Consider the following 13,650-nt stretch of genomic DNA (forward strand, 5'->3'; position numbering starts at 1 on the left):
TTTTAGATTTTTTCAACCCGGACCCTATGAATTATACCCTGCCCCGTGTTAGCAACCTCACTAAATGCTGTTTTAACTAAATCGATTACACACGGTAGTTTGAAAGCGCCTGTTGACTTTACTGTGACAACGGTAGATTTGTTATTATCCAAATTAGTTACCTTTAATCTTGTGTTATACGGGAAAACATTACTTGCAGCACCGTGGGGGTACTTTTTACTTGGATACCACGTAGCTTTGCCCTCCTGTACGACTGGCTCGTCGGTTTCCAGCACGCCTACCAGGGCGTATTTCAGTGTTGTGCGTGCAGTCACGGTGTGAGCATCGTAATCAACTGTGCTGGGCAGCAATCGCCAGCTGTTGGCATTGCGATCCCAGTAATAAATATTGCGCCGATAGATAGTGTCCGTGTCGTACTTTATCGTCAGCGTCAGCAGTTGGTTTAGTTTGGTTTGTGTCGTACCAGTTATATCAAATATATAGGAAGGCGACACCAAACGCAAGCCATTTTGGATTGGTGACACGTCAGAATCTTTCAATGTTAGTACGGCTGTGTTTACAACGGCGCCTTTGGGCAGCACGGCTTTGGCGCTGCCATCATCGAAGGCTGCCGTTACATCAGACGTCGAAGACACGGATAGTATTAAAGGCTGGCGGACGCTGGCCTGGGCTTCAAATACCGCTATCAACGAGTAAGGCAGCGGGCTGGCAGCGCGCACCTCGTTGGCTTCCCAATTCGTTTGACTGGGCAATTTTACCCAAGCGGCTGTTAATTTATTCCAATAGTATAGGCTTTTCTCTCGACGATTGTCCGAGGTGTATTTCATCGCTAATCGGTATGGCTTTGAAAGAATCAGCGGGTTAGTTTGGCCAATCAAATCGTATTCATAAACGTGGCTAACTAGGGTAAAACCTTCTGGCGGTACAATTTCTTCTTGAGTAATACTCTTTACAGTAACCGTAACCGGCTCCATCACCACACCTGACACTATTCCCACCCGTAGATTTGTGTCTGGAGTAACCACCGTATAACCTTTGGTTATTGTTGGTTGATCCAAATATACTTGCTGAACAATTTCGGCGGCTTGGACCGGCCTGATGATAACGGAAATTCCAATAACCATAAATGCGCCAACAATAAATTGACGAATTAGTTTGGTTGACGTTATAATGGTCGCAGTTTGCATAGGTAAGTTCAAATTCTCGAAGTTAATTTCTAATTAGCGGGATTAGTACAATGGTAGTACGCTGGCTTCCCCCGCCTGCCATCGCCCGAGCGGGTGTAATACAGTGGTAGTATGCTAGCTTCCCAAGCTAGATACGGGAGTTCGATTCTCCTCACCCGCTGTGGCAATGGCGGGCAGGCAAGCCAGAGACGCGAGTCCGATTCTCGTATCCCGCTCCAGATGAGATTCCCGCCTTCCCCGCACCAAACGAGTCTTCGAGTATTGGTCGCGGGGTTACCCGCTCCATGCTGAGCGTGGAGCTGGCTACGCTTAGCGTCGCTCCAAGACGCTGTGCACCCCCGTACGGTCACCGTTTGATTTAACAAACTCCGCAATACGCTGATATAGTGCCTGACTGCGTTCGCTGCCCAGCAGTCTGTGTTCTGGCTCATCCGACCAACAAATTTGGCTGTGAACTATTTTTTTCGACATCGCATCAACACTTCTGGCCGCAACTACCGGGTCGTGACGCGAATGAACGATCAAAGTGGGTGCTGATATCCGACCAAGTACCGGCCGGGTCTCCTCAGCTAAATGATATGCCTCCAATGAGCCGCGTAATGGTATCACTACATATTTCCCCCTCTGACTATACCACTCAAATTGCTCCGGTTTAATCCAATATTTTTTCGAATATTTTTTAACGGCGTATAACCACGGTATCACCCAGCGATGCATCCACGATTTAGGATAATAAACCGGGGCGCTAATTATTGTCAGCGTGTTGGGTGCTATTTTTTTAGTGGCAGTCAAATACGCACCGATAATGCCGCCCAGCGATAACCCAACGAAGTGTTTTACGCCGGCCATTCCGCTCCACTGATCTTCGACCGCGTTAAGCCAATCGCTTCGGCCAACCTTGTTTAAATCAGATGGTTTAGTCCCGTGTCCGGGCAAAAGCACGCCCCGAACCCGATACCCGAGGCTAGCCAAGTGCTCCCCCAAACCAGAGACGTCATAAGTGCTGCCGGTCAGACCATGTACCAACAGGGCAGACTCTGGAGCATCGGTTGGGCCGTATTCAAACGAGTGGCGATAATCTTCACTTTGCATAGGCACTTCCTTGAGCATCCTGGACTTTACAAGCTCACCGTAAACAGATAATCTATATAGGCATTATATGCCGAAGTAGTCCCGATGTTCCGCCAATGCGGAAATCGGGATCCCGATCCCCGCTGAGCGGGGCATCGGGGCTCAGTTGGGTCGAAGCCGTTCCGCCGAAGGCGGAAGCGAGTGAACTGCTTCACTCGCGACGGCTGAGACGGGCTGGCCGATGTCGTAAGACTAGGCCAGCACCGGCAAGACCTGCCCACCATGCCGGCCACCTTAGCTCAGTTGGTAGAGCGACGGTATCGTAAACCGTAGGTCGTCGGTTCGAACCCGACAGGTGGCTCCATGGATGGCAGGCGCCTTACGGCTGACGTATATGGTATAAGTTAGCCAATATCAGGACAAGAGCGGGGCAGGTGGCTCCATGGATGGCGGTTTTCGTTAGCGTATGACCGATCCCAGACTTAACAGAATACCTCTACACCAATCCGCACAATTGGAAGTTTTGTTGCTACTTTAATAGACGATAGACTTTTGAATCGTCGACTTTTTCCTTTAGCCAGCTATCGATATCTTGCGTCTTGATCAATATATGACGCACGTGGACCGTCTCCACACCCGCCGGTATAGTTGTGCTTTCTTTGCCGGTGCTGGTCAGTTTTTCTTCCAGTTTGATAATATGGAAGCCGTATTGTGATCTGACCACATTGCTGATCTGTCCTGGCTCTAGGGCAAAAGCAGCATCAGCGAATTCTGCTACTACGTCCTGCTTTGCCAAGTATCCCAGATCACCGCCATTGGGCGATGCGATATCTTCGTTGTACTTATTGGCCAGATCTTCAAATTTATTATTGGGATCTCTGGCTAATGCCAATACATCTTCAATCCGTTTTTTCGCATCTATATTGGCCGGTAAGCCGTCATCGCTGTTTAGTTTTGTCTGGATTTTTTGCCGTAATAAATACGGCTTAAGAACGGTGGTTTTGAAATCCTGCACTCCCCAGCCATAGAGATCGCTTAATGACTGCTTTAATAACTCTTCACCGCCGGCATCAGTAATAACATTTTGCATCTCATTATCAACCTCCTGATCCGTGATGCTAATGCTCATTTCTTTGGCTTTTTGGCTCAGCACTTCGTCCTGTACTAACTTATCTAGAATAATTGTCTTCAATTCTTGATCGGATGGCATGGATACCGCCGCCGGTTGAGCCGCCTTTTGCTTCTCGTAGTATTGTTTCAGTGCGCTGACATCGTGATCGTAATTCTTGTATGATACCAGCTTATTGTTGACGATAACGGCTGGCAATGAAACCGCCTTAGCCACTCGCACCGATATCTGATTGCTCCAATCTAGTCTATAAAAACCATAGGCGGCCACACCCAGCCCTAAGACGATAATAACCAAAAGCGCCAGACCAACGTAGCCCAGGCTACGCCTCGGACTTGTATTTGGCTGCTTGGGTGGTTTTGGCGCCGACGCCACATTTGGCTGTTCGATGATGTGTGGCTGCTCGCTAGTCATTTTGCGAATTGGATCCATTTTCATGGCCGTTGTTTTAGGTGTTATTATTGGCTTTTTTAGAATCTTTGGCTCGAGTTTTTTTGTTGGCCGGTTATTTGGCACGTTGGCTTCTTTTATAATATCAAGAATCTCTTTTCGAGCCGCCACTTTCTCCTCTGGATTCAACCCAGAAATTCCAGCCGACGGTATTTCCTGCTCCTTGGACGTTGGCGTTTTTGTCATTAATTTATTTTTAACTGGGTTAATTCTGGATATTGACGGAACTACTCCCTTTTTGCTAAGTGTCTTGGATGCTTTAATTCGGGGCATAAAATGATCGCATTGATGATATTAGTTTGTTTTTTTGAAAAAGTAGTTCCACCATTTGGTCGGTATCGATACGGTCTCTTGGTGTGTAGTAGTGTCTGAATATGTCGCTACCATTGCGGTGGCCGTATTCTGCATCCCCGGAATTGTTACCGCCTGCTCACCCTCTTTTTGCAGGCCCAGCTTCAGTCGCGCCTCTTTTTCGCGATAGTAATCCGACTGAAAATAATCTATCAAACCCGATAGTTCGGTGCTTTTGCCTTTAGCGGCGTTGATCTGTGTCTGTAAGTCCTTAATCTCATGGTTTATCTCCCAGCGTCGGATGATTTCCTTGACTACAGCGACGGAAAAAAACACCACCACGCTTAATTCCACGATTATCAGCACCTTTGAATTTAGTAATCGCCGTAATATACCGGCTGATGGGCTTTTTTTCATCGAAATTATTATACCACTTGGCCTGTGTTTTGACAATCAGACCGGTATCTAGCTGCGTTTGGGTGTGGATCGTCCAGTGTGAGCCAGTCGGTTAAAGGTGTCCTCGCCGATCCCCTTCTTTATTTTGGTTACCATATCTAGAAGCTCTGCCGCCGATAGGTTCTCAGCGGCTGGTTCGGGAACCTGGCTTTGTAAATCGACGATTCGGTCCTGGACTCTTTGCGGGTTGGCGATATCGCATATTTCTAAAGTAATATGATTGCCGGCGGTTTGAATCTGGAGATCGCCATAATGATACAGGGTTTGCCATACACCTTTTATACTAAAGCTAACATCCTGTATTTTTTCATAGGTAGCCTCTGATACCACCCGATTAAACAAGCCCCGTTGATCAAAGTCAATAATCCGCTGATCGGTGATAACCAGAGCATTGAGGAAATAAATCAAGGTCTGACGAATGCCAAATATTATTCCAAATATTAACAGGGTAAAGAACATTATTATTCCAGGCCAACCCCAACGAAAAAGTGGAAATATCAAGAAAAAAGGCAACAGAATAAAAATTAGAGCTACCAGGGCTTGCCATAGGTAGCTAATGTAAAATCGCCGGACAATTTCGATCAGCTCTTCCCCTTCTTTAAGATTTCTTGTAAAATTACTCTCGAACATAATCCTACTATAATGTTAATCAAAAAGAATCGTCGTAAAGTTCAGAGGCTTTGGCTGGTCATCACGATACTCGGTGTCGCCGCGATGGTGTTTTTCACGATCGCTCCGATCTTCAGATAATGATCACTTTCGCCGCAAGAGACTGAGATAGGCTTCCGTCGGCAGCTCAACCTGCCCCATAGCCATCATGCGTTTTTTGCCCTTCTTTTGCTTCTCGAGCAATTTGCGTTTTCGGGTGACATCACCGCCATAAAGTTTGGCCGTGACATCTTTGCGCATCGCTGACAATCTGGCCGAGGCGATTATTTTGCCAGAAATAGCGGCCTGTATCTTTACCTCGAACATCTGCCTGGTTAATAGTGTTTTCAGATTTTCAACCACGCGACGTCCGATATGATAGGCTTCGTCGCGCCGAACTATGGTTGCCAGGGGCTCGACATTTGATTCCGCCAGCAGGATATCAAGCTTAACCAAATCAGCTTTATGATAGTCCCGATACTCGTAATTCATTGAGGCATACCCTCTGGTGACGCTTTTTAGTCTATCATAAAAATCCACGATGACGCTAGACAACGGGATATCATTATGTATTATTACCCGCTCAGCATCCAGGTACTCCATGTCCTTATACACACCGTGCCCTTCCTGTACCAATTGCATAATTGCGCCGATATAGGACGATGGGCTGACAATATCGAGAGTCAGCCACGGTTCTTCAATCATTTCGATCTCCTCCGGTTTCGGCAGCTCTTGGGGGCTGTGTATGATACGGGATTGCTTTTGTCCACGCCGCGTTACCCGGTAAGCCACGCCCGGTGCGGTCACGACGAGATCAAGGTTATATTCGCGCCGCAGTCGTTCCTGGACTATCTCCAGATGTAACAAACCCAAGAATCCCGCCCGAAAGCCAAAACCTAAGGCGGGAAAGTTTTCCGGTTCAAAAGTAAAAGCCGCGTCATTTAATTTAAGCTTGTCGACTGCGTCCCGTAGTTTGGGATAATCATTGCCCTCTCGGGCGTACAGGCCGGCAAATACCATCGGTTTTACGTCCTGATAGCCCGGCAGGCGTTCCGGGTATGGCATCTTGGATAATACGATGGTATCGCCCACCCGGCATTCGGCCACTTCTTTTAAACCAGTGACGATATATCCGATTTGACCAGTCTCAATGCTCGGACGAGCTTCCAGTTTGGGGGTGAAACATCCTACCTCAAGCGTATCGGCTTCGCTCTTCGAGCCGATTAACCGCAGCGGCTGGCCGGTGGTGAGGCGGCCATCAACGCAACGGACGTAGGCCACGACGCCGCGATAGTCGTCAAACTTCGAGTCGAATATCAAGCCCCGAAATGGCCGTCCCTCACGGAACTCCGGTGGCGGCACCCGACGCCAGATCGCGTCAAGGAGCGCGTCCACGTTTTGACCAGTTTTGCCAGATACCGTTAGGATTTCTTCAGGTTTGACACCCAGTAGTTTCGTTATTTCGGCCGTGACTTTTGGTACGTCGGAGTTGGGTAAATCTATTTTATTGATCACCGGTATGATGGCCAATTCTTCCTGCATGGCCAGGTAAAGATGGGATAATGTTTGCGCCTCGATGCCCTGGGTCGCGTCAACCAGCAACACGGCACCCTCGACGGCAGCCAGCGTCCGTGAAACTTCATAGGAGAAATCAGCGTGACCCGGTGTATCTATCAGATTGTAGGTAAAAATCCGGCCAGCGTGATTGGTATATTTCATCTGGACCGGCTGGAGCTTGATTGTTATGCCACGTTCCCGTTCGAGATCCATTTGATCGAGCAGCTGATCTTTCATCTGACGCTTGGGAACCGTGTGGGTAAATTCTAACAGCCGGTCAGCTAATGTTGACTTGCCATGATCAATATGGGCGATCACGCAAAAGTTTCTTATGTCCTGGGTATTAGTCACGATTGGATGGGATTACGAAACAATCTTTTTGCCCGATCGATCCAACCAGCCATCAAACCAATTTCATCTGACTTCATCGCCATGGTTATCAAAAGATACGCTAAACCCCCCGCCGCTAGAGCGACAACCGTTTGAATCAATACACCAAAGAATGTGTGCATGTCCACCATCGGAGCTATGGCGTATTTCATGACTTGAACCACTACGCCCAATACGATCGAACCGATGATAATTTTTATGGTAGAACGGATAATCTTGAAATCGTCCAAATCACCAAATCTAACCCGCAACGTTGCCAATAGCAGCATCATATTTAATATACTAGCGATCGCGAATCCCGACACCAGGCCGACAATGCCGAAGGAACGACTGAGCCAAAAACCTAAGCTAACATTCAAAGCAACCGCGATACCGCTGATTATGACCGGCGTTTTGGTGTCTTGAAAGGCGTAAAAAGACCGCGCCATCAGCGGTATCAGGCTTTCGGAGAATAATGACACGGCAAATATGCCAAGCGTTTGAGCCGTTAATACGGTATCAGTCCAATTAAAATTTCCCGTACCTAAGATCAGTCGCACAATCTGAGCGCGTAACAGCAGTATGGCAATTGAAGCCGGGATAATTAAATACAGTATGCGGCGAAATGACTCGGAGAAATGCCCGACAAAACCCACCGTGTCCTGTTCGGCAAACGCCCGGCTAAATACCGGAAAGGCCGAAACCGCCAGCGACACCCCAAAAACATTGATTGGAAAACTCTGCAAGTTATTGGCCAGATTGAACACGGCCACGCTGCCGACAGCCAGGGTGGACGCGATCACGTTTGTGATCATCTGATTGATCTGCACCACCGCCAAGCCCAGCGTGCGCGGTATCATCAGACGCCAAATTTTCTTGACTCCCGGATGATTAAAATCAATGTGCCAACAATACCGCCAGCCCAGCCGCCAGGCCGTGGGCAATTGAACCAGCATGTGCGTGGCCGCGCCCAGCACGACACCAATGGCCAAACCAGCCGTTCCCCAGCGCGGTACCAGCACATAGATGCCGAATATTATTCCGACATTGTACATAATCGGCGCCAGTGAAAAAGCCAAAAAGCGCCGGAATGAATTTAACAATCCGCTCAAAACATTGCTGACGCCAAAAAAGATTATGCTGCCTAACATAATCCGAGTCAACAGCGTGGTGGCTTCTCTTTTTTCCGCACTGAATCCGGGCACTAGCCAATGCATCAGCCACGGAGCCAGCAGAAATGCCACGATGGAAAAACCTACCAGCGTGACCAGTAGCAAATTCAACACCGTGTTAGTGATCCGCCAGGCTTCGGCACGGCGGTCGCTATCCGGGCCGTGCCAGTATTGTAAAAATATCGGGATAAACGACGATGATAACGCTCCCAATACTAATATGTTGAAAATAAAGTCCGGCAGCCGGAAAGCCGCGTAGTAGGTATCCAGTACATCGCCAGCCCCAAACGTCGATGCCAGCAGCCGGTCGCGAACTAGACCGATCAAACGGCTGGCAATCGAAGCCGCTCCGATAATAATCGCTCCGCCGAGAATAGATGCCTGTAGCTTGTTTAACAGATTTTTCAGCATATGATGTGGTCTATTATACCACTTTTCGCCTGATTTAACAAAAAAACTGATCCGCGGGTTACCGCCGGATTGAGAGAGAAGATCGGGTATAATACGAACCGCCTCGTGACAACCTGAGAAGAGAGCTTTGCCCAGTCAATCTGACTTAGGCGAGGCGGCCACGGCGACGGCTAGATCCCATCCTTCCCCCAATTCGGCAGAAACATACGGACCAGCGGGTGGATAATTTTATCGGTTCATTTATTATAGGCCAAAACTAATTTTTACGCAGCAAGCGGTTGTCCTCCCACCTTTTCATTTGTGTTCTACGAATACCAAAACGCCGTCGAGCGAATCCGCCTAACGGCTGACGCATTAGTTAAATTTGTGTTCGACGTAAAAAAGGTGGGAGGATTCTGGAAAAAAACCTGAAGACTTTGGTTTGATAAAAAGAGCGATTTGTTAAACCCAAGCCCTCAGATTTCTCTTCAGAATATACCAGCCAATTCGACCGGCAACCGACAGCATACCGCTGTTACCCGGACGCGTCAAGAACCGGCAGTGGACATATTGTATGATACTATACAACTTTTTCATGCGTGTAATGCTGAATTATATCTGAATGAATAATTGATAGAAGTAGGCCCGGGTCAAGTCGTCGATGTCCGACTCGACCCGGGCGGTTGCGTGGCGTAGCTTACGCCGGTTGTGCTGGCGGGAGATAGTTCTTCCAGCTCTTCTTGACTGTGAAGCCATACAGCCGCGCCAGCCAGTAAGCTCGCCTGAATTTCTTCAGTAGCACCCCCACCTCATAGTCGATACTTCGTTTGTCTGCCTGACACCAGCTGTCGTGGGGTGACGCCTTGGCTATGGCGTCGATACGGTGTTGTTCGTCGGAGACCCACTTGAAACGTTTAGCCAGCGCCCCGAGAACAATATCCACATCATCTTGCGTGATGGTACGCTTCAGCCGGTTGCTGCCGGTCACCAGTCTCCATATCCAACTGAACTGAGCCTTGAACGCTCGGCGCAACCAGTACTCGACGATCCGATCAACAACAACGAACACCGCGAAAGCCGTAAGCAGACCCACTATTAGATGCGGATCGACTTGTATCAGGGCCTCTTTCCACGACGGCCAGCTCTTCGTCACTTTCGCCCAAACGACGTAGCTCGGTAATGTGATGAGCACCAGTGCTACACTGGTAAAGAGAACCCACAAGGGTTCGTTCCGACTGTGTCTGATTAGTCGAAACACCGGAAGCCTCCCATCTGTTGGACGCCGGAACGATCTTCGCCCTGGAGCATCCATTGGGAATGAACCACTCGGCACAAACGCGCCGAGTACCGCGGCACAGGTTCGTTTTCTTTTCGACCCTGCTTGGCAGCCCGCCATTGAGCGACTCAAGAGAACGGCTGACAATCAGGTTAAATCTGCCTTTTTATTGCCTGTTTATGTACTATAGTGAATTTGGCATTATACAGTATTTGCGGGATTTGTCAACCCAGTACCGATTCTGGTACTGGGTCAACCCCATATTCATCCGTAGGCAAGGATAGCCATCCTCGCTTACGTCTACTTAAAAAAAGAAAAGGCCTCTCCACGTAATTACCCGCTTTGAAGCCTACGCTTGATCAGATCTGTATCGATGGCTTGACCGAGTCCTCCTCGGCGTCATCCGAACCGTCATCGAATGCTATGATGTATGTCTTCACGGAACGGAGTTCCCACTGTGTTACGTGGTAGTTTCCAGAACAACCCCTGTCATGCTTGGTGATTCCATTCACCTCGATGAGACTGGGATAGCCACCCGTACGCTGCCAGAAGCGAAAGAACAACCTCTGGCTCATGTCCAACCGGTAGTAACTCACTTGGCCGGCTGGGCATGCCAGTTGGCAATTCTCCAACGACCAGTCGGTTCGACACGGATCGAACCACCACCCTGGAGTGTCCCCGGTCGGCTTGACATATCGCGCCATCATGGTTTCCGCGAAGACCGAATCGGAGCGTTCTCCCTGATAGACGGTGGCCACCTCCGGTCCCAAACAGGGTGCGATGAACACCTCTGAATCATCGCGGTATTCCGGTGCAGTGGCCGTCGAGTCTATCCGGCTTAGACACACTGCGAAATCCCGGCGCAGTTCCGCCACCAGGTCCTTTTGTGACCAGCACTGACTCGACACTTCCAGGAACACAATCGGACGATCGACGATAGAAAGCACGTCGAATGCGTCCACAATACAGTCCGCGTTGAGCGTCATCTCGCCCGGGTCCGGATCGTTCGCCATGCCGGCTTTCTGTCCGGCACAACCCATCGTTACTGCCACGACCAGCATCCCTGCGATCAACCAACTGCGGAACTTCATCCGATCCTCCTCCTGGACATTGCCAGGTCGAATCCCCCCACCGATCTCCGGGTTGTTATTACCCGGACGTTACCGTGACACGCTGGAACAGGATATATCAAAAAACGAGCGTTGTCAACTCTGTCGGTCGCGACCGACAGAGTCAACCCCGACCCTAAGTTTAATGCATATTATTGTTTACAACAAGAAACGGCTCACTTATTATTTACTATTGTCCTTGGATGAAAAAATATGTTTCTCAAAAAACGCCTTCGTAGCTGGCCAGAGTGGCATGCCTTTTAGCTCCGCCTCTGTAAACCACCCGGCTCCGCCAATCTCATCATCGTCGATTATCATTTCTTGTGAAATTAGATTACACGCCCACCAATGTGTGATCTGATTCGGTACGTCACCGGGTGATTCAGCAAGTTTTTTCACCGGCTCTATTTGCAAATTCAGCTCTTCCTTTATCTCCCGAATTAACGCCTCTTTTTCATCTTCTCCCTCCTCTACATGTCCGCCCGGTGGATACCAACAACCAGTATATTTACCAAAATCTTTCTTGGCGTTCACTAAGAGAAATTGCCGGTGACCACTCTCATCCATTCGTGACATTAAACCAGCGACAACTTGTTTCATTATTAATTACTTCCCGTGACATTTATTAAACTTCTTCCCGCTTCCGTCCGCCGACGTTCCGATACGGAACTTTGGCGGACTCCGCTTACCGCTATGCCAACTTTAGTTTATTTACCATGACAATGGTTGAATTTTTTCGAGCGCCCGTCTGCATGAGTCGCTCCGCATGGACAAAGCTCCTGCGCGTATATTCCCTTGACATCGGCCACCGCGCCATACCTAGCTGTCTTTAACTTATTTCGCCTCGCCCATTGAATATCTCCGTATGACCAATGCCAATATTCCAGCGGATAGTTGGAAAAACCGGCTCGGAGCATCGCATCAGCCAATATCGCCCGGTTTTTCCTTTGGGCGGCCGGCAACAGCGGTTGATTTGATAAGGCATTTTGCCGATAATCGAGCGATTTTGACCGCATGGGGATTTTGTGCCCGCGGGAATCAACAATCCGCAGATCGATCGCCCCGCCGCTCATGTGCCCCGAGGCATTGACACCGCTCCAGGGTGCCACGTATTTTTCGATTTCTTTTATCAAGGCTGGTCCTTTTAAACCCTGGTAACGCCGCTGGCCTTTTTTAATAAAATCAAAATAGATCCCGCATTGCACATACGACGACCGCCAGGCGTCGTTGATGACAAATCGCAAACCTTTGGGTAAATACTTCGTGGCTTCTCTTAACATTTTAGCCACTGACGCGCGCAAATAAGCTGTCCTCTCCTGCTTCATACGCCGTCGACCAAGCCGGATCACCACATTTGGACAGTATTTACGCACATCAACCAAACGCTCACCATTGTCACGGATGGTGATAACAGCCTTGATCTGGGCACGCACCTTATTCATACGAATACGTTTCATTGTTTCCCAAAACACATGAACTCTAACTTTATACGATCTGGGTCTTCGAAATACACGGCGTAATAATCCTTATAGTACTCAGGGTATTTTTTAGGTCCACCGTATAATACCGGTATTTTATTGGCCAACAAATACTTTTTGTAAAAATTATCAACCTCACTTTTTCTTGCCGCCCTAAATGCTATATGATTCAAGCCGACTCGTTTTCTATGAAATCCGGTTAGGACGTGTTTCTTCTCGACTTGTTCAATGCTGAACGTATTGCGCCCGCTATTATGCCAGTTCCGGTAATGTTTTCCTATTGATAATACTTTGAAACCGAAATATTTAAGCAGTCGATCGTAAAATAGGCCGGAAATTTTAATATCACCAACTCCGATTTGAATGTGATCGATGCCAACGCATCTTACGCTGGTCATTGCCGAATTACCATTACAAAATGATTTTGTATAGTTCTACGCTTGTTTAAATCGCTGCCCCACGTTTAACGCGACAGAGTATATATTCTGGCTTTCTCTAGAACACGGGACTCATCGAGATCGGTTCGCTCGAGACCAATACTTTGCTGCTTCATTCTATTAATCAGTTCATCGATCGGCAGGAAAATGATTTCACTATCTGCCTCCGCGTCATCGGTATCACGTTTGTTAATCTCAATACTTTCTAAACGACAAAGGTAATATAAAGTGGTTTTCTGCACAAATACGTCTTGACGGGGAAATTTACTGACAATTGAGCCGATAAATGTTACAATTTTTACACGCGCTCCCGCTTCTTCCCATAGTCCGCGATGAAGTGCGTCTTCAAGTACTTCCCCCGGTTCTAAAGTTTCACGCACGAGCAAATGCAGATTCTTTACAGTGTCGCCATTGACTTGTTTTGATTCATAGCGATGGCAAAGTACTTCGCCACGCTTATTTAGTACAATTGCGCCCACAGATAAATGGTAGGGATGTTCTTTGGTAGATATGTAATAATTTGCTGCTCTGAATCTATTATTTTCCATGACATTTTTTGTATTTCTTCCCACTCCCATCCGCCGATGTTCCGATACGGAACTTTGGCGGACTCCGCTTATCGTTATATCA

Annotated in this window: 13 protein-coding genes and 2 tRNA genes; 2 read left to right on the top strand and 13 right to left on the bottom strand. The window is 48.3% G+C overall.

Annotated features, from left to right (window positions below):
* Positions 1-2: 2 nt before the first annotated feature.
* On the bottom strand, positions 3-1,187 hold the full coding sequence (locus WC734_01250) for a septal ring lytic transglycosylase RlpA family protein (GenBank protein MFA6197768.1): 1,185 nt from the start codon (positions 1,185-1,187) through the stop codon (positions 3-5).
* Between the two features lie 89 nt (positions 1,188-1,276).
* On the opposite strand from WC734_01250, the gene WC734_01255 reads away from it, so the two are divergent.
* Positions 1,277-1,347, top strand: a tRNA-Gly gene (locus WC734_01255).
* A 149-nt stretch (positions 1,348-1,496) separates the two neighbouring features.
* Here WC734_01255 and WC734_01260 read toward each other — a convergent pair.
* Complete coding sequence (locus WC734_01260) at positions 1,497-2,279, bottom strand: alpha/beta fold hydrolase (protein MFA6197769.1); 783 nt, start codon at positions 2,277-2,279, stop codon at positions 1,497-1,499.
* A 267-nt stretch (positions 2,280-2,546) separates the two neighbouring features.
* On the opposite strand from WC734_01260, the gene WC734_01265 reads away from it, so the two are divergent.
* A tRNA-Thr gene (locus WC734_01265) sits at positions 2,547-2,622 on the top strand.
* 165 nt (positions 2,623-2,787) lie between these two features.
* On the opposite strand, the gene WC734_01270 is transcribed toward WC734_01265, so the two are convergent.
* The 11 genes from WC734_01270 to WC734_01320 all read right to left on the bottom strand — a co-directional run bounded on the left by WC734_01270 (position 2,788) and on the right by WC734_01320 (position 13,568).
* A complete protein-coding gene (locus WC734_01270; protein ID MFA6197770.1) occupies positions 2,788-4,023 on the bottom strand; it encodes a peptidylprolyl isomerase in 1,236 nt (411 codons plus the stop codon).
* Positions 4,024-4,131: 108 nt separating this feature from the next.
* Complete coding sequence (locus WC734_01275; protein ID MFA6197771.1) at positions 4,132-4,545, bottom strand: septum formation initiator family protein; 414 nt, start codon at positions 4,543-4,545, stop codon at positions 4,132-4,134.
* Between the two features lie 48 nt (positions 4,546-4,593).
* Positions 4,594-5,214, bottom strand: a complete 621-nt coding sequence (locus tag WC734_01280) for a PH domain-containing protein (protein ID MFA6197772.1) — start codon at positions 5,212-5,214, stop codon at positions 4,594-4,596.
* 123 nt (positions 5,215-5,337) lie between these two features.
* Positions 5,338-7,140, bottom strand: coding sequence for a translation elongation factor 4 (gene lepA / locus WC734_01285; protein ID MFA6197773.1), 1,803 nt, complete (start codon positions 7,138-7,140; stop codon positions 5,338-5,340).
* Entirely contained in the window at positions 7,137-8,741 is a 1,605-nt protein-coding gene (murJ, locus tag WC734_01290) for a murein biosynthesis integral membrane protein MurJ (protein ID MFA6197774.1), read from the bottom strand. Before murJ ends, lepA begins: the two co-directional genes overlap by 4 nt.
* A 676-nt stretch (positions 8,742-9,417) precedes the next feature.
* The gene (locus WC734_01295) at positions 9,418-9,912 is read right to left on the bottom strand and encodes a hypothetical protein (protein MFA6197775.1); all 495 of its coding nucleotides are present in this window, start codon (positions 9,910-9,912) and stop codon (positions 9,418-9,420) included.
* Positions 9,913-10,355: 443 nt separating this feature from the next.
* Positions 10,356-11,087 (bottom strand): hypothetical protein, encoded by a 732-nt coding sequence (locus WC734_01300; protein MFA6197776.1) that lies wholly within the window; start codon positions 11,085-11,087, stop codon positions 10,356-10,358.
* Between the two features lie 201 nt (positions 11,088-11,288).
* Positions 11,289-11,705, bottom strand: a complete 417-nt coding sequence (locus tag WC734_01305; protein MFA6197777.1) for an NUDIX hydrolase — start codon at positions 11,703-11,705, stop codon at positions 11,289-11,291.
* A 107-nt stretch (positions 11,706-11,812) separates the two neighbouring features.
* Entirely contained in the window at positions 11,813-12,547 is a 735-nt protein-coding gene (locus tag WC734_01310) for a M15 family metallopeptidase (GenBank protein MFA6197778.1), read from the bottom strand.
* Between the two features lie 11 nt (positions 12,548-12,558).
* A complete protein-coding gene (locus WC734_01315; protein ID MFA6197779.1) occupies positions 12,559-12,981 on the bottom strand; it encodes a VOC family protein in 423 nt (140 codons plus the stop codon).
* Positions 12,982-13,046: 65 nt separating this feature from the next.
* Positions 13,047-13,568, bottom strand: a complete 522-nt coding sequence (locus tag WC734_01320) for an NUDIX hydrolase (GenBank protein ID MFA6197780.1) — start codon at positions 13,566-13,568, stop codon at positions 13,047-13,049.
* Positions 13,569-13,650 lie beyond the last annotated feature (82 nt).

It is taken from the genome of Patescibacteria group bacterium, assembly GCA_041661625.1.
Lineage (GTDB): Bacteria > Patescibacteriota > Patescibacteriia > JAHIZJ01 > JAHIZJ01 > JBAZUB01.